The organism is Azospirillum soli (assembly GCF_017876165.1).
Classification (GTDB): domain Bacteria; phylum Pseudomonadota; class Alphaproteobacteria; order Azospirillales; family Azospirillaceae; genus Azospirillum; species Azospirillum soli.
In genome coordinates this window covers 162,431-179,561 of sequence record NZ_JAGINQ010000014.1, presented here as the reverse complement: position 1 = coordinate 179,561, position 17,131 = coordinate 162,431, and the positions used below count along the sequence as shown (strand labels likewise).

Annotated in this window: 13 protein-coding genes; 9 read left to right on the top strand and 4 right to left on the bottom strand. The window is 67.8% G+C overall.

Translation table 11 applies throughout. The features are described 5' to 3' along the window. Nucleotides 1-3: 3 nt before the first annotated feature. Both J2852_RS21155 and J2852_RS21150 read right to left on the bottom strand, forming a co-directional pair. Nucleotides 4-1,308: an O-antigen ligase family protein gene (locus J2852_RS21155; protein WP_209879293.1), complete on the bottom strand. Its 1,305-nt coding sequence runs from the start codon at nucleotides 1,306-1,308 to the stop codon at nucleotides 4-6. A 265-nt stretch (nucleotides 1,309-1,573) separates the two neighbouring features. After that, nucleotides 1,574-3,019 carry an exopolysaccharide biosynthesis polyprenyl glycosylphosphotransferase gene (locus J2852_RS21150; protein ID WP_209879290.1) on the bottom strand — a complete coding sequence of 482 codons (1,446 nt, stop codon included), beginning with the start codon at nucleotides 3,017-3,019 and terminating at the stop codon, nucleotides 1,574-1,576. A gap of 823 nt (nucleotides 3,020-3,842) precedes the next feature. Between J2852_RS21150 and J2852_RS21145 the strand changes: the two genes are divergently transcribed. Further along, a complete protein-coding gene (locus tag J2852_RS21145; protein ID WP_209879287.1) occupies nucleotides 3,843-5,327 on the top strand; it encodes a lipopolysaccharide biosynthesis protein in 1,485 nt (494 codons plus the stop codon). A gap of 33 nt (nucleotides 5,328-5,360) precedes the next feature. On the opposite strand, the gene chrA is transcribed toward J2852_RS21145, so the two are convergent. Together chrA and J2852_RS21135 are read right to left on the bottom strand one after the other, a co-directional pair. After that, entirely contained in the window at nucleotides 5,361-6,728 is a 1,368-nt protein-coding gene (gene chrA, locus J2852_RS21140) for a chromate efflux transporter (protein WP_209879284.1), read from the bottom strand. 86 nt (nucleotides 6,729-6,814) lie between these two features. Next, nucleotides 6,815-7,606 (bottom strand): crotonase/enoyl-CoA hydratase family protein, encoded by a 792-nt coding sequence (locus J2852_RS21135; RefSeq protein WP_209879280.1) that lies wholly within the window; start codon nucleotides 7,604-7,606, stop codon nucleotides 6,815-6,817. A 175-nt stretch (nucleotides 7,607-7,781) separates the two neighbouring features. Here J2852_RS21135 and J2852_RS21130 point away from each other — a divergent pair, with 175 nt between their 5' ends. From J2852_RS21130 to J2852_RS21095, 8 genes are all read left to right on the top strand, one after another. After that, the gene (locus tag J2852_RS21130) at nucleotides 7,782-8,759 is read left to right on the top strand and encodes a Bug family tripartite tricarboxylate transporter substrate binding protein (RefSeq protein WP_209879277.1); all 978 of its coding nucleotides are present in this window, start codon (nucleotides 7,782-7,784) and stop codon (nucleotides 8,757-8,759) included. A gap of 386 nt (nucleotides 8,760-9,145) precedes the next feature. Continuing rightward, entirely contained in the window at nucleotides 9,146-10,123 is a 978-nt protein-coding gene (locus J2852_RS21125) for a Bug family tripartite tricarboxylate transporter substrate binding protein (RefSeq protein WP_209879274.1), read from the top strand. Nucleotides 10,124-10,193: 70 nt separating this feature from the next. After that, nucleotides 10,194-10,676 (top strand): tripartite tricarboxylate transporter TctB family protein, encoded by a 483-nt coding sequence (locus tag J2852_RS21120; RefSeq protein WP_209879271.1) that lies wholly within the window; start codon nucleotides 10,194-10,196, stop codon nucleotides 10,674-10,676. A gap of 33 nt (nucleotides 10,677-10,709) precedes the next feature. Further along, complete coding sequence (locus J2852_RS21115; RefSeq protein WP_209879268.1) at nucleotides 10,710-12,239, top strand: tripartite tricarboxylate transporter permease; 1,530 nt, start codon at nucleotides 10,710-10,712, stop codon at nucleotides 12,237-12,239. A gap of 20 nt (nucleotides 12,240-12,259) precedes the next feature. Then, nucleotides 12,260-12,913 (top strand): TerC family protein, encoded by a 654-nt coding sequence (locus J2852_RS21110; protein ID WP_209879265.1) that lies wholly within the window; start codon nucleotides 12,260-12,262, stop codon nucleotides 12,911-12,913. Between the two features lie 15 nt (nucleotides 12,914-12,928). Beyond that, entirely contained in the window at nucleotides 12,929-13,759 is an 831-nt protein-coding gene (locus J2852_RS21105; RefSeq protein WP_209879262.1) for a universal stress protein, read from the top strand. Nucleotides 13,760-13,782: 23 nt separating this feature from the next. Beyond that, entirely contained in the window at nucleotides 13,783-14,457 is a 675-nt protein-coding gene (locus tag J2852_RS21100; RefSeq protein WP_209879259.1) for a response regulator transcription factor, read from the top strand. Further along, entirely contained in the window at nucleotides 14,429-16,906 is a 2,478-nt protein-coding gene (locus J2852_RS21095; protein WP_209879342.1) for a sensor histidine kinase, read from the top strand. Before J2852_RS21100 ends, J2852_RS21095 begins: the two co-directional genes overlap by 29 nt. The last annotated feature ends 225 nt before the right edge of the window (nucleotides 16,907-17,131 follow it).

Here is a 17,131-nt window from a genome sequence, read left to right as displayed (position 1 = left end):
TAATCAAGGTGCCCGGCTCGCGCTGGCGAAGACCGGATGCGGCGCCTGGGCCTGCATCTGTGCGTGCGCCTGGGCCTTCATGTGGCGGGCGTGCAGGCGCAGCATGCGGCTGCGCTGGACAAGGCGCGTCACCGCGATCACCAGCACGATCCAGTTCAGCGAGTGGCGCTCCATGAACACGCTTTCGGAGATCGAGATCAGCAAAAACGCGCAGCCCAGCGTGAAGATCCAGGCGGGCTCGCCCCGGTTCGCCGCGTAGCGGTTGGCGAAGAAACCCTGGATCAGTATGCGGCCGAGGATCATGGCGATCAGGATGACGCCGGGCAGGCCGAGATCCAGCCACACCTCGATCCAGCCGTTGTGGGCGGAGTCGATGCCCCAGCCGTGGATGAACATGGATCCCGGACCGTAGGCGCCGAACCAGTAGGCGCCGTAGCCGTAGCCGAGCAGGAAACGGTCCTGGATCGAATGCAGCGTGTGTTCCCACAGCACCGTGCGGCCGGTCAGGGTCGGGTCGCGGCCCAGCATGTAGAGGATGTCGTGCCAGAAGGTGGCGCCGCCGATCGCGGCGATCACCGCGACCGCGCCGATGAAGGCCATGCCCGGCGCGAAGCGGCGGATGTCGCCGCGCACGAAGCTGGTGACGAACAGGACGCTGGCGACCAGGATCGAGGTGACCAGACCCGTGCCCGACCGGCTCATCACGATCAGCAGCAGCGCGCCCAGCAGCAGCGAGCGGACCAGCCACCGCTTGCCCTCGCGCATCCAGTCGAGCCACAGCAGGCACAGGACCAGCCAGACCATCATGCGGCCGGTGACGTTCTTCTGCCAGAAGATGCCCTTCCAGGCGCCGACGTGCATGTGGGCGTCCAGGCCGATCGAGGGCACCGCGAAGACCACGACGTAGGACATCACCAGCAGGATCGACAACGCCGTCGCGATCATCCGGATGATTTCCGGGAACGTGTACCGCAACGCCAGATACAAGCCGAAGAGGGTGGTGAACAGGAAGGCCACCGACCGTCGCAGCGTGGCATCCGGGTACAGCGACCAGATGGCGGACAGGAAGGTCAGCACCACGATCATCGACAGCGCCGGACTGGCCGTCGGGATGCGCAGCGCCAGACTAGGCCGCGATGTGATCAACGCCAGGATCAGCACGTAGACGGCCATGAAATACATCAACGCGCCGGGTGCATCGGGGTTGGCGGGGTCGCCGCCGGTCAGCAGCGCCGGCAGCATCGAGCCGCCGAACGACATGATGCAGAAGACGGTGATGCTCTTTTCCAGAACTTCGAGGACTTTCATAAGGGCCGCCGTCCCGGTGAAAAGGGCTGAAACGGCATGGCCCGCCCGTAAGGCGCGCCGTGCCGCGTGATTTGAAGATGCCTCCCCGAGCCCCCGCCGAGTAGCCGAGCGGACGCATTAGAACCGAAGGAGGCGCCACCCCATCGGGGTAGCCCCGGCTTGCCGGGCTCTCCCTTCGGGCCGAGCGCTTTTTGCGCCGCAGCATCGTGCAAAAACAAAAAGCCCCTCTCCCGGCGGAACCGGGAGAGGGGCTTTTGCGCAGACCTCAGGAGCCCTCGCCCCGCAGGACGATCAGCGCGGTCTTGCAGAGGATGTAGAAGTCGAACAGCAGGCCGCAGTTGCGGACGTAGAAGACGTCCATCGCGACGCGTTCCTGGAAGGTGGTGCGGTGGCGCCCCGACACCTGCCAGTAGCCGGTCAGGCCCGGACGGACCGTACCGATCACGTCGGCCGACGCGCCGACCTCCGGCAGTTCCTTCGGCATGTAGGCGCGCGGGCCGATCAGGCTCATGTCGCCCATCAGGATGTTCCACAGCTGCGGCAGCTCGTCCAGGCTGGTCTTGCGCAGGAAGCGGCCGAGCGGGGTGATGCGCGGATCGACCGTCAGCTTGTGGTAGGTCATGTACTCTTCGCGCATCTGCGGGTCGCTCTCCAGCAGGCGCTGCAGATGCTCCTCCGCGTTGATGTGCATGGACCGGAACTTCAGCAGGTCGAAGGTCTGCTTGCCGCCGGCCCAGCGCTGCTGGCGGAACAGGACCGGGCCGGGGCTGTCCAGCTTGATCGCCACGGCGATGGCCAGCATCAGCGGCGCCACAGCGATCAGCAGCATGGCGGACAGCACCACGTCCAGCGCCCGGCGGATGCGCAGGTAGCTGACCGGCGGACGGATCGAGACGCGCAGCGCCAGCGAGCCGTGCAGGTTGTGATAGGTGGCGTCCACGGCGCTGACGTTGCCCTCGCCCAGCAGGCAGTAGACCTGGCGGAAGGGCAGCTTCTTGACCAGCTCGGTCAGCTCCGCGCCGTGCCGGCCGATGTCGGCGACGATGGCGGCCTGGGCCTGCTGGGCGTAAGCGGGGGAGGTGGACAGCAGATCGGTCGGGCCGACCACCGGCAGGTTCGCCACGCGGGTCTGCCACAGGCTGTCGTCGTCGTCGAAGAAGCACACCGGACGCATGCCGAGCCAGGGCAGGCGCTGCAATTTCTCCGCGATGGCCGCACCCTGCGGGCCGGCGCCGACGATCACCACCGGCGTGCGCCAGTTCAAGGCGCTCGCCATCAGGCCGTGCACCAGCAGCAGGTCGGCGGCGTAGGTCGCGACGAAGCCCAGTATGGCGACCGACACCGCCTCCACGAAGAAGGAGCGGAAGCCGTCCATGACCACGAAGGGCACTGCCAGCACCGCGCCGCACAGCAGGGCCGCCTGGAAGGTGCGGCGGGTCCGCTCCAGGTAATCGAAGCGGCCGAGGGCGTAGATTCCGAAGACCGACTTGACCAGCGGCACCAGCATCAGGCCGGTGACCAGCGCGCGTTGCGACAGGTCCGCTTCCGCCGACAGCGGGTCGTGCGCGAACAGCTGGAGGAGAGCCCAGCCGAGCAGCGTCAGGACGAAACCATCGGACAGAGCCAGCAGGAGGCCGGGGGCCAGCGACGGCAGCGCCGTCTTCTTCGCCGGGGCCAGACCAATGACCGCTTCAGGGTCCAGTTTGCTCATCGCAGGTCCCATTATGTTCGAATGGAATGTCAACCGTCTCTGCACCCGGCGCGCGGCGCCGTGTGGGATTCGGCCCTCTCATCAGCTTTGATTTTTTGCAGTCCTGTATTCCGGCCGGTTCATGAATGCTCGCATGTGTCTCTAATGCGGTCGGAAAGCAGTGCCGTCTGTTGTTGTGGACGAATTAGGGTAAAGGCTGGCGCTTATCAACAAATCACAGGTGGTTCGTTTCGACGTCGGCGATACCACTTGGCCTTCGAAAGGACCTCGCTAGCGAATATTCAAGAGAATGCGGAAGGTGGATGATCTCAACCGTGACAATCGCTTCGGATAGGCGGGCTTTTGTTCCCCACCACTGAAGCCGCGGCACCTACCCGCGAATTGGTGGTAGAGGGTGGGGTGCGGCCCCTCCGATGGTGGGGAGTTTCGCAACCCCATCGGCGCTCCGCCGCCACCCACCCATCGGTTCCGTCCCGGCGGCGGTGGCGGTTTATCCCTTCCGGTGGCCTGCGAACGATTCCGGACGAGGGGCGCGCTCCAACGCACCGTTGAACCGCGGACGGTTGCTTTACACCCTTTCCGGGATGCCGACGCCGCCTTGGCGCGCCGGCCGTTTCGCATGCGTCATAAATCGGCGCGGCTACGACCGAAGAAGAGGGGTGTGACGCCAACGCGAAATTGACACACGCCGGTCCGGTCCCAATCCTTTCGGCAATGTTCGGCCGCCGGCCATTGTCCCGTATCGGTCGATGCTCTGCCTTTTGTTTGAGCAATTTGGAAAAATACGACGTCGTATGATCGCGGCGTCCTTTCGGAGTGCCAGATGGCGTCAGAAGCAGCGACGATTCTCAAGCACGGCTGGATGTTCATGCTGGCCAACGTGGTCAATCGGGCCGCCGGCCTTCTGCTGTTGCCGCTGTACACGAAGCTGCTGGCGCCGGCCGAGTTCGGCGTCTACGCGCTGGTCGTGGTGGTCAGCGATCTGCTGGCCGTCATGCTGATGATCGGCATGAACAACGCCTTCACCGCCGTCTATTTCGAACACGCCGACGAGGATGGCCGGCGGCGGGTGGTCAGCACCTGCCTGCTGGCGCTGATCGCGTCGTCTGTGGCGATGTTCGCGCTGGCCTACCCGGCGGGCGTCGGGGCGAGCTGGGCGATGTTCGGCACCCCCGACCACGCGGCGGTGATGGCCGTGGCGCTGGGCAGCGTCGCGCTGACCACCCTGTTCGAACTGGCGCTGGCCTATTACCGGGTGCAGAAGCGGTCGGGCCTGTGTTTGGCTGTGTCGCTGGCGAAGGTGGTCGCGCTGCTGGGTTTCAACCTGCTGTTCCTGTGGGCGCTGAACCTCGGCGTCGCCGGCATCTTCCTGGCCAATGGCGCCTCCTTCGCCCTGCTGGCGCTGCTGCTGATGGTGGCGATCCTCAAGCAGACGGGCGTGTCCTTCTCCTGGCCGGTGCTGAAGCGGGTGGCGTTGCTGGGGATGCCCTACGCGCCGCAGTCGCTGCTGGACATCGCCAACAACTTCGTCTCGCGCTGGCTGCTGAACATCCTGCTGTCCACGGCGGCGGTCGGCCTGTTCGCCTTCGGCATGCGGCTGTCGCAGATCCTCTACATGTTCCTGACCGCGTCCTTCCTGCAAATATGGTCGGTCAGCCGGCTGGAGTCGCAGCATGCGGCGGTGGATCACGAACAGGCGGACTTCGTCTTCCACCTGTTTGTCGTGCTGCTGACCGGGGCGGGTCTGGGGCTGGCCCTGACCGCGCCGGAGATCCTGTGGCTGATCGCGTCGGACGACTACACGCCGGTTCTGTCCTGCATGCCCTTCCTGGTGCTGGCCTATGTGCTGCACGGCGTGCGCATGAACTCCGAAGTGGCGATCCTGAAGGCCAAGAGGGTCGGCGTGCTGCCCTGGATTTCCGCCGCCAGCCTGGCGGTCGGCACGGCGCTGGCGGTGGTGCTGGTGTGGCGCTGGGGGCTGCTCGGCGCCGCACTCGCCAACCTGGGGCGGGAGGTCTTCCAGATCGTGGTGACGGAAACGGTGCGCCGCCGCCTCTGCCGCGACGAGATTCCGCTGAACGCCGCGCGCATCGGCTGGATTCTCGCCCCGGCGGCGGTTGCCTACGCGGCGGGCTGGTACCTGTTCGGGACGGAGGTCGATCCCAGAATGACGGCGGAGAAGGTGCTGCTGACCCTCGCCTTCCTCGTGGCGGCGATCTTCGGCCCGGGCATCGGCCCGGCCGGCCGCGCGACGCTGGTCAAGCTGCTGCCCGGCAACCTGCGCCGCGCGCCCTCCTCAGCATCATAAAGGCGGCTTCATGAGACGGCATGGCGGGCGGGCCTACACCCCGCCCGCCAGATGCCACGCCATGCCGGCCAGCGCGCAGGCGCCGAGCGTCGGCACCACGCCGACTTTGAAACGGAACACCGCCAGCACAGCGCCCACCGTGAGGATCAGCGACGGCAGGTTCAGGCTGCTCGGCACCGGCAGGTCCAGCGTGGCCCCCGCGATGCGCACCGGCGCCAGCTGCCCGAACAGGGTGTGCAGCGCGAACCAGATCGCCAGATTCAGGATCACGCCGACCACCGCCGCCGTGATCGCCGACAGCGCCCCGCCCAGCGCCCGGTTGCCGCGCAGCGCTTCCACGAAGGGGGCGCCGAGGAAAATCCATAGGAAGCACGGCACGAAGGTTACCCAGGTGGTCAGCAGCCCGCCCAGCGTGCCGGCCAGCAGCGGCGACAGCGCGCCCGGTTCCCGGAAGGCGCCCATGAAGCCGACGAACTGCACCACCATGATCAGCGGTCCCGGCGTCGTCTCGGCCATGCCCAGCCCGTCCAGCATCTCGCCGGGTTGAAGCCAGCCGTAGGTCTCCACCGCCCGCTGTGCCACATAGGCCAGCACCGCATAGGCGCCGCCGAAGGTGACCACCGCCATCTTGGAGAAGAAGACCGCGATCTCGCTGAACACGTTCGCCGGCCCCAGCGCCAGCAGCAGCGCCAGCATCGGCCCGAACCACAGCGTCAGACAAATCGCCCCGACCTTCAGCGACCAGCCAAGCGGCGGGCGGGCGTGGGCCGGGGTGTGCTCACCGAGCAGGCTGTCGGCGTCGGCCAGCAGCTTGCCACCCGCCGCCCCATGGCCGCCCCCGTTCACGAAGGCCCAATGCCCCATCCGCCCGCCGGCAAAGCCGATCAGCCCGGCCCCCAGCACGATCAGCGGAAACGGCACGTTGAAGGCGAAGATCGCCAGGAAGGCGGCGGCCGACAGACCGAGCATCACCCGGTTCTTCAGCGCCCGCCGGCCGACGCGCACCACCGCTTCCAGCACGATGGCGAGAACCGCCGCCTTCAGCCCGAAGAACAGCCCCTGCACGATGCCGACATTGCCGAGCAGGGCATAAACCCAGCTCAGCGCCATGATGGCGACGACGCCCGGCAGGACGAACAGGATGCCGGCGATCAGCCCGCCCAGCGTCCGGTGCATCAGCCAGCCGATGTAGACGGCCAGCTGTTGCGCCTCCGGACCCGGCAGCAGCATGCAGTAGTTCAGCGCGTGCAGGAACCGCTCCTCGCCGATCCAGCGTTTCTCGTCCACCAGGATGCGGTGCATCATGGCGATCTGGCCTGCCGGGCCGCCGAAGCTGAGCGCGGCGATCCGCGCCCAGACCCGGATCGCCTCGCCCAGGCTCACCCTGTGCCCGCCGTCCATCCGCCCTCTCCCCGGTTATCCGCCTCGCGTTGGGTCAAGGCAGCTGTACCGTGGCGTCCGGGTCGGCGCAACTGGTGCGGGCCGCCTCAGCTCCCGGCGAAGGCCGGTGTGCGGCGTTCGATCCAGGCGTCGAGCCCTTCGCGCAGGTCGGTGGTGGGGACGAGACGGGCGAACTGCTCGCTTTCCATCTGCAAGCCTTCGCCGATGGTCATGTTCAGCCCCCGGCAGACCGAGGTGATGACGCCGGCCACGGTCAGCGGCGAGTGGCGCAGGATCCGTCCAGCAAGGTCGCGGGCCACCGGCATCAGCGCCTCATGCGGCACCACTTGGTTGACCAGCCCCATCTCCAGCGCCTTGGCGGGTGAAAAGCTGTCGCCGGTCAACAGCCATTCCAGCGCCCGCTTGCGCCCGGCCAGCCGCGACAGGCGTTGCGTACCGCCGAAGGTCGGGGGCATGCCCAGCTTGATTTCCGGCTTGGCGAACAGGGCGCGGTCGCTGGCGACGGCCAGATGCACCGCCTCTGCTACCTCACAGCCGCCGCCGAAGGCGAGGCCGTTGACGGCGGCGATGATGGGCTTCGGAAAGGCTTCCATCCGCATGGTCATGGCCTGCCCGCGCCGGACGAAGTCGCGCACCGCGACCGCCGTCCCCCGGCGCACGCTTTGGGAAAATTCCGTGATGTCGGCGCCGGCCGAAAAGGCCCGCCCCCCCGCCCCGGTCAGGATCACGGCGCCGACGCTCTCGTCGGTCTCCAGCCGGTCCAGCCAGCCGAGCAGGGCGTCGATCATGGCGTAGTTGATGGCGTTCAGCTTTTCCGGGCGGTTGAGGGTCAGGGTGGCGATGCCGTCGGCGATCTCGCACAGCACGGGGTTTGACATGGAGTGGCTCCGGTTGTCGTTGCGGAATGCCTCCACTGTCGGGCGCGTGCCGGTGCGCTGACAAACGAGTAAGCCTCGTCTTCGGGTGAGCGGCTTTCATCCGTCACGACAGGTCCATGACAGTTTCAGCGGCTACCATGGAGGCTACGAACAAAAACGCATCGGAGGAAACACCATGGCTGCCGTCAGCCGGAATCCGTTCACGTCTCTTCTTGCGGTGATGTCGCTCGGCGTCGCGACGTTTCTCGCAACTCCGGCGCTGGCCGAGATCAAGGGCATCGAGATCATCGCCCCCGCCAACGCCGGCGGCGGCTACGACCAGCACGCCCGCGCGCTTCAGCAGGTTCTGCAGAACAAGGGGCTGGCGTCCAACGTGCAGGTCATCAACATCCCCGGCGCCGGTGGCACCATCGGCCTTGCGCAGTTCGCCACCGCCAAGAAGCGCAACCCCGGCCTGATGATCAGCGGCCTCGGCATGGTCGGTGCGGTGCTCATCAACAAGTCGCCGGTGTCGCTCGATCAGGTTACTCCGCTCGCCCGCCTGACCGGCGAGTATCAGCCCATCGTCGTTTCGGCGGACTCGCCCATCAAGTCGCTGGACGATCTGGTCAGGAAGTTCAAGGCCGATCCCGGCTCGGTGTCCTGGGGCGGCTTCGCGGTCGGCAGCCCGGATCACATCCTCTACGGCCTGATCGTGAAGGCCATCGGCGGCGATGTGTCCAAGATGAACTACATCGCGGCGGGCGCCGGCGGCGAGATGATGGCTTCCGTCCTCGGCGGTCACATCACCGTGGCGACCGGCGGCTACAACGAGTTCGCCTCCCAGCTTCAGGCCGGAAAGCTGCGCGCCATCGCCATTTCTTCGTCCCAGCGCCTGCCCGGCGTGGACATTCCCACCTTCAAGGAACAGGGCGTGGACGTGGAACTGGTGAACTGGCGCGCCGTCATGGCCCCGCCCAACCTGAAGCCTGCCGAGAAGCAGGCTCTCGACGAGGCGGTCGGCACCGCCGTCGCGTCCGACGAGTGGCAGCAGATCGCCAAGGAACGCGGCTGGATCAACCTCTACCTGCCGTCCGACCGCTTCGCCGCCTTCCTGAAGGACGAGCGCGCCCGCATCGAAGGCGTCCTCACCGAACTCGGCCTCGTGAAATAAGGCCCGGAAAGAGGTGGCGGGTGTTCCTTCCACCCTTTTTCCCGCGACCCTTCCTCTCTCGCGACAGCTTCCCGACAGGTTTGCCTGTTATCGTGGTGGGGCTAAGGATGGGGCCTTCAGGCCGCCAATAACCGTCCAGCAAAAAACGACGGCTTAAAGGGAGAAGCCAATGAACGCCATTCACGGCGAGCCCGCACCCGCAAGGGAAAGGCCCACCGCCGGCAGCGCGCCTGTCTAGGCACTGCCCGGCGGCCCGAACTCAACCACGTCGAACTCGACCGTTTACGCTCGACCACACCGGCCGCTCCGACGCCGCCGGGCCGGGGAGAGCCGCGCCTCATCCAGGCACAAAACTTCCAAGAACAAAACCCATGGAGCGAAACGTCATGTCCACCCGCAAGTCTGGCGCCTTGAAGGGGCTGCTCGCCGCCGCCGGCATCGCCTCCGCCGCCCTGTTCGCCACGCCCGCGCTGGCCGAGTTGAAGGGGCTGGAGATCATCGCCCCGGCCAGCCCCGGCGGTGGTTGGGACCAGCACGCCCGCGCCCTCCAGCAGGTCATGCAGGACCAGAAGCTGGCGTCCGGCGTTCAGGTCACCAACATTCCCGGCGCGGGCGGCACCATCGGTCTGGCGCAGTTCGCCACCGCCAAGAAGCGCAACCCGGCGATCCTCGTCGGCGGCCAGATCATGCTGGGCGCCATCGTCACCAACAAATCGCCGGTGACGCTGGATCAGGTGGCTCCGCTGGCGCGGCTGACCGGTGAATACACGGCCATCGTCGTGCCGACGGATTCGCCCATCAAGACGTTCGACGACCTCATCAAGAAGTTCAAGGCCGACCCCGGTTCGGTCAGCTGGGGCGGCGGTTCGGCCGGCGGCAGCGACCAGATTCTGGCCGGCCTGATCGCCAAGGCGGTCGGCGTCGATCCGACCAAGGTCAACTACGTCGCCACGGCCGGCGGCGGCGAACTTCTGGCCTCCGCGCTCGGCGGGCATGTCACGCTGGGTATGGGCGGCTACAACGAGTTCGCCCCTCAGTTCCAGGCCGGCAAGCTGCGCGCCATCGCGGTGTCCGCGCCGCAACGTCTGCCGGGCACCGACACGCCGACCCTGAAGGAGCAGGGCGTAGACCTTGAGTTCGCGAACTGGCGAGCCGTCTTCGCCCCGGCCAACCTGAAGCCGGCCGAGCGCAAGGAGCTTGAGGAGGCCGTTGCCAAGACCGTCGCCAGCGACCAGTGGAAGCAGCTGCTGAAGCAGCGCGACTGGATCGACCTCTACCAGCCGCCCGAGCAGTTCGCCGCCTTCCTGAAGGAAGAGCGCGCCCGCATCGAAGGCACCCTGAAGGACATCGGGTTGGTGAAGTAACCAAAAACTCCCTCCCCCTCTCCCATCGGGGATGGGAGAGGGGGAGCCAAAACATCAGGGAGGACACCCGATGACCACGGGTCGGAGTTTGCGCATCGGCGAGGCGGTGCTTGGCGGCGGGCTGGTCGCGCTGGGCGGGTTGATCGCTTTCGAGACCTTCATAACGCCCACAGTCGGGCGGTCGGTCGTTGGTCCCGCCCTGTTTCCCTATCTGATCGCGGGCGGTCTGACGCTGGTCGGTCTGGCGATCCTGCGCGAAGCCTTTGCCGGCGCGATCGCCCACGCCGAGGGGCTGGAGATGGACGGCATGGCGGTCTTCCTCGTCGCCGCCGGCCTCGTCGTGGAATTCCTCGTGCTGGAGTTTCTCGGCTGGATCCCCGCCGCGACGCTGCTGTTCATGGCCGTGTCCCGCGCCTTCGGCAGCCGGCGCCTGTGGGTGGACGCGCTGTTCGGTCTGGCGCTGGCCGGGCTGACCTTCGTGGTCTTCAACTACGGGCTCGGCCTCAACCTGCCGGCCGGCAGCATCCTCGATCTGTTCGCCCCGGCCGAATAGTGGCCCGCCGAACACACGGAAAGCGATACGTCCATGGACACCCTCGCCGCTCTCGGCCACGGCTTCCTCGTGGCGCTCACGCCCTACAACCTGCTGTTCTCGGCGATCGGAGTCACGGTCGGCACCGCCGTCGGCGTGCTTCCCGGCATCGGCCCGGCGCTGACCGTGGCGCTGCTGCTGCCGGTCACCTACGGGCTGGAGCCGACCTCGGCCTTCATCATGTTCGCCGGCATCTATTACGGCGCCATGTACGGCGGCTCGACCACCTCGATCCTGCTGAACGCGCCGGGCGAGTCCGGCAGCATCGTCACCGCCATCGACGGCCACGCCATGGCGCGGCAGGGGCGCGGCGCACAGGCGCTGGCGACCGCCGCCATCGGTTCCTTCATCGCCGGCACCATCGGCACCGCCGCGCTGACCTTCGTGGCGCCGCTGATGGTCAAGCTGGCCCTGCTGTTCGGCCCGGCCGAGTATTTCGCTCTGATGGTGCTGGCGCTGACCACGGTGACCGCCGTGCTGGGCAATTCGCTGGCGCGCGGTCTGGCCAGCCTGTTCATCGGCCTTGCGCTGGGCCTCGTCGGCATCGACCTGCAAACGGGGCAGGCGCGGCTTGCCTTCGGCGTGCCGGAGCTGCTGGACGGCATCGACACCGTGGTCGTCGCGGTCGGTCTGTTCGCGGTTGGCGAGACGCTCTACGTCGCCTCCCGCCACCGGTTCGAGACGGAAGAGATCTACGCGCTGAAGGGCTCCAAGTGGATGAGCCGGGAGGACTGGTCGCGCTCCTGGAAGCCATGGCTGCGCGGCACGTTCCTGGGCTTCCCTATCGGCGCCCTGCCGGCCGGCGGCAGCGAGATCCCGACCTTCCTGTCCTACCTGATCGAAAAGCGCCTCGCCAAAAAGCCGGAGGAGTTCGGCAAGGGCGCCATCGAGGCCGTCGCCGGGCCGGAGGCCGCGAACAACGCGTCGGCTGCCGGCGTGCTGGCCCCGCTGCTGTCGCTGGGCCTGCCGACCTCGGCCACCGCCGCCATCATGCTGGCCGCCTTCCAGCAGTACGGGTTGCAGCCCGGCCCGACGCTGTTCGACAGCAACCCGGAGCTGGTCTGGGGCATGATCGCCAGCCTCTACGTCGGCAACGTGCTGCTGCTGGTGCTGAACCTGCCGCTGGTGGGATTCTGGGTGAAGCTGCTGCTGATCCCGCGCCCGTGGCTGTACGCCGGCATCCTGGTGTTCTCCAGCCTCGGCGCCTACACGCTGAACAACAACGTGGTCGATCTGGTCATCCTGTGGGTCATCGGTCTGCTCGGCTTCGGCATGCGCGTGCTGAACGTGCCGGTGGCGCCCTGCGTCGTCGGCCTGATCCTCGGTCCCCTGGCGGAGCAGCAGTTCCGCCGCGCGCTGGCCATCAGCCAGGGTGACGCGACCGTCTTCATCACCCACCCGATTTCGGCGGCGCTGCTGGGCATTGCCGTGCTGCTGGTGGTCGGACCGATGCTGCTGCGCCGTCGCCAGCGCAACGCCGAGGCGGCCGGCACGCCCCATTCCTCCAGCCATTCGACGGTTTGAGTTCAAGGACGGACAGGATTATGGAGAGCATGGATCTCTGGTCGCAGCTCGCGGCGCTGGGACAGGTCATCGCCATCGACCTCGTGCTGGCCGGCGACAACGCCATCGTGGTCGGCATGGCGGCGGCGGCCGTGCCGCTGGCGATGCGCCGCAAGGTCATCTTCTGGGGCATCGGGGCGGCCATCGCGCTGCGCATCTTCTTCGCGCTGATCACCACGCAGCTTCTCGCCATCATCGGCCTGACGCTGGCCGGCGGCGTGCTGCTGCTGTGGGTCTGCTGGAAGATGTTCCGCGAACTGCGTTCCCACGGCGAGGACGAGGTGGCCCCCGACGAGGCGCTGGCCGGCGCCGACTCCCCCGATCCGGCCCACGCCAAGAGCTTCGGCGCGGCCATCTGGCAGATCATCGTGGCCGACGTGTCCATGTCGCTCGACAACGTGCTGGCGGTGGCCGGTGCCGCGAAGGAGCACCCGACCATCCTGGTCATCGGCCTGCTGCTGTCGGTCGTGCTGATGGGTGCCGCGGCCAACATGATCGCGCACGTGCTGCACAAGCACCGCTGGATCGGCTGGTTCGGTCTGGCGATCATCACCTACGTGGCGCTCGACATGATCTGGCGCGGCGGCAATGAGGTTCTCACCCACGCCGGTCTCAGCCTTCCCTGGATTCTCTGACGGAGCGCCCTTTCCATGAAAAAGGTTCTTGTTCCCCTGACCGGACGCCCGCTGGACCGGCGCGCCGTCACTTCGGCCTTCCTGGTCGCCCAGCGCTTCGGCGCCCAGGTGGAGGGGCTCAGCGTCATGCCGCAGGTGGAAATCCGCACCTCCATCGAGAGCGCCGCCATCCCCGCCGCCCTGATGGAGCAGTTGGTTCGCATCGGTCAGGCCGATCAGGCCCAGGTGGTGGAGGGCGCGCGCCACCTGTTCGACGAGATCGCCGGCCGCTTCGCCGGTCTGACCGCCTCCTGGCGGCAGGCCACCGGCCCGCTGGCCGAGACCTTCAGCGAGGAGGCGCGTCTGGCCGACCTCGCGGTCATCGCCCAGGCGTCGGACGGCACCAACGCCATGGGTCCGGCGATCGAGGCGGCGCTGTTCGGCTCCGGCCGCCCGGTGCTGCTGGCGCCTTTGGCGGAGTCCACGTCGGTCGGCGGCGCGGTGGCGGTCGCCTGGGACGGCGGCTCGGCGGCGGCGCGGGCGGTCGGGGCGGCGCTGCCCGTCCTGCGCCGCGCGGAGAAGGTCGCGATCCTTTCCGCCGACAGCCCCGACGAGGGCCGCGCCGCCAATCCCGAACGGCTGTCCGAGTATCTGGCGATGCATGGAATCACCTCCACGGTGTGGAAAATTCCCGCATCCGGTCACGCCATCGCCAAGGCCCTGCTGGGCGCGGCGAAGGATGGCGGCTGCGACCTGCTGGTCATGGGCGCCTATGGTCACAGCCGCGTGCGGGAAATGGTGTGGGGCGGCGTGACGCTCAACGTGCTGCGCGAGCCGCCGCCGTTGCCCATTCTCATGGCACACTGAGCAGGCTCAACCGAGGGGCACCCATGCGCATTCTCGTCGTCGAAGACACCGAGGATCTCGCCGACGCCATCGTCCACCGGCTGCGCAAGCTGGGCTACGCCGTGGACTGGGTGGCGACCGGCGACGAGGCGGAGGAACTGCTGCGGCAGGAGGAGTACCAGCTTGTCCTGCTCGACATCATGCTGCCGGGCATCGACGGGCAGACCCTGCTGGCCAAGCTGCGCGGGCGGCGCAACCCCACGCCGGTGCTGGTGATGACCGCCCGGTCCCAGGTGGACGTGAAGATCGACCTGCTCGACCTCGGCGCCGATGATTTCATCGTCAAGCCCTTCGACCTCCGGGAGCTGGAGGCGCGCTGCCGCTCGCTGCTGCGGCGTTCCCACGGGATGGTGTCGTCCAAGGTGGCCTTCGGCAACCTGACCTTCGACACGGCGGCCAAGAAGGTCACCATCGGCGACCGCATGGTCGATCTCGGCGGGCGCGAATTCCGCCTGCTGGAGCTGTTCCTGACCAACCTCGACCGTGTCATGGCGAAGGAGGAGCTGATGGACCGCCTGTTCAGCCTCGAACAGTCCACGGCTCCGAACGCGATCGAGTTGTATGTTTCGCGTCTGCGCCGCAAGCTGGACGGTGCCTCGGTTGAGATACGGACGGTGCGGGGCCTTGGCTATGTGGCGGAACTTCGGCCGGCGGGGTAAAAGCTATTCCCTGCGGCGGCGCTTGCTGATCGGGCTGTTCGCGGCACTGGCGGTGCTGGCGGCGGTGCTGTACCTGTTCGTCGAGTCCTACGCCCGGCGCGCGGCCGACAGCGCCTTCGACCGGCTGCTGCTCGCCTCGGCCCTGTCCATCGCCGACACGGTGCGCGTGCAGGACGGCCGCTTTCAGGTCGATCTGCCCTATTCGGCCTTCGACATCCTGGCCATGGCCCGGCGCGACCGCATCTTCTACCGGATCTCGGCGCCGGACGGCACGCTCATCACCGGATATGACGACCTGCCGGTGGGCAAACCGCGCGGTGATGCCGCCGCCCCGCGTTTCGCCGACGCGAGCTACCGGGGCATGGCGCTGCGCGTCGCCGTGCTGACCCGCTTCGTCGCCCAGCCCGGCCTGTCCGGCCGCGTGACCATCGCCGTCGCCCAGACGCGGGAGGAGCGCAACGCGCTGGCCGGCGACATCCTGGTCAACGCCTTCCTGCCCATCGCTCTGGCCGTGCTGGCCGGGGCCGGGCTAATCTGGTTCGGCGTGCGCCGCGCGCTGGCCCCGCTGGGATCGCTGGAGCGGATCATCCGCGACCGCAACGCCCATGATCTGTCGCCCATCGCCATGCCTCCGCCGGAGGAGGTCTCTCAGCTCGTCCAGGCGATCAACCAGCTGATGGGGCGGCTGAAGACGAATCTCGACACCATGCAGATGTTCCTGGCCGACGCCGCGCACCAGATCCGCACCCCGCTGGCCAGCCTGCGGCTGCAAGCCGAGCTGGCCGCCGACGAGGAGGATCCCCAGGCGCTGCGCCGCATCGCCCTGCGCGTCCACCGCAACGCCGTGGAGGCGAGCCAACTGACCAGCCAGCTTCTCAACCACGCCATGGTCATGCACCGCAGCGAAGTGCTGGACCGCGAGCCCGTCGATCTCGGCGCTCTGATGATGCAGGTGGCCCAGCGCGCCCAGGCGGTGGCGGGAACCGCGATCCGGCTGGAGGTGGACGGCGCCGTCGTATCCCCGACCATTCAGGGCGACCCGATCACGCTGCGCGAGGCGCTGACCAACCTCGTGGACAACGCGGTGAAGTACGCCGGCCCGTCCGGTCCCATCGACGTCCGTCTGACTGCCGGCCCGGATGGGGAAGGACTGCGGGTCGAGATCGCCGACCATGGCCCCGGCATCCCCGACGGAGAAAAGGCCGCCGTGCTGGAACGCTTTGGCCGGGGCAGTTCCTCGACCGGGGTGAGCGGCAGCGGCCTGGGCCTTGCCATCGTGCGCTCGGTGGCGGAGGCGCACGGCGCCGCCCTTAGCCTGCTCGACCGCCCCGGCGGCGGCCTAATCGTCCGGCTGGACTTCCCCGTCACGGAGCCCGCCGCCCCGGCTTCCGCGCGCCCCGGCGCTGCCTATCCTGGTGCCGCCGTCTCCGTGGCCTTCGCCCTTCTGGCTCTCTTCTGGGGCACGACTGCCCAGGCCGGCTCCACGACCCTCTACCCGGCGCCCGGTGGCGAGCGGCTGCGCCTCAGCATCCTCGGCGCCACCGACCTTCCGGCCATGGAGCCGCTGATCCTCGACTTCCAGCAGACGCGGCCCGAGGTCGCCATCCACTACACCGACCTGAACTCGTCGGAGCTGTACACAGCCATCGCCGAGGGGCAGCGGACCGATGCCGACCTGCTGATCTCCTCGGCGGTCGATTTGCAGGTGAAGCTGGTCAACGACGGCCACACGCGCCCCCACAGGTCGGAGGTCACCGTGATGCTTCCGGATTGGGCCAACTGGCGCGACGAGGCGTTCGGCTTCACCTTCGAGCCGGCGGTGATCGTCTACAACCGCGCCCTGGTGCCGGAAACGGAGGTGCCGCATTCCCGTGACGCGCTGATCCGTCTGCTGCGCGAGAAGGGGGCCGATTACCGCCGCCGGGTCGCCACCTACGACGCCAGCTTCAGCGGCATCGGCTACCTGTTCGCCACCCAGGACTCCGTCCTGTTCAGCCAGTTCTGGCAGCTGGTGGCAATGCTGGGGCAGGTGGACGCGCGGCTGGCCTGCTGCACCGGCGACATTCTCGATCTGGTGGAACGGGGCGAGGTGCTGATCGCCTACAACATGCTGGGCTCCTACGCGAAGGCGCGGGCGGCAAGCGGCGCGCCCATCGGGATTGTCCTGCCGGAGGACTACACCCAGGTCATCTCCCGCGTCGCGGTCATCCCCCGTGCGGCGCCCCGGCCCGATCTGGCCGGCGACTTCATCGACTATCTTCTGTCCCCGCGCGGGCAGGGGGTGGTCGGCGGCCGTTCGGGCCTCTACGCTCTGTCGGCGGAACTGCGGAGCAAGTCCGGCGGCCCGCTCCAGCCCATCGCGCTCAGCCCGGCTCTGCTGGCCTTTCTGGACAAATCGAAGCGCGAGCGCTTTCTCCAGCAATGGGAAGCGGCCATTCATCTGCCTTGAGGCCGCCTGCCTGAGGCCAACCGCTCTGGGGCGAAGCCCACATACATGGGTTACCGGCCGCGAGAGCGATTGGTCACAACGCCGACCGTTTACGCCACCACGCGAATGTGCAATCGTCTGCCCGTCATCATCCGCCCCTTCTGACGGAACATGGACGGCATTGTGCGTCGCGTAAAATCGTTGACGGCTGCGGCCGTTTTGTCGCTCGGTCTTGTCGCGTGTGCC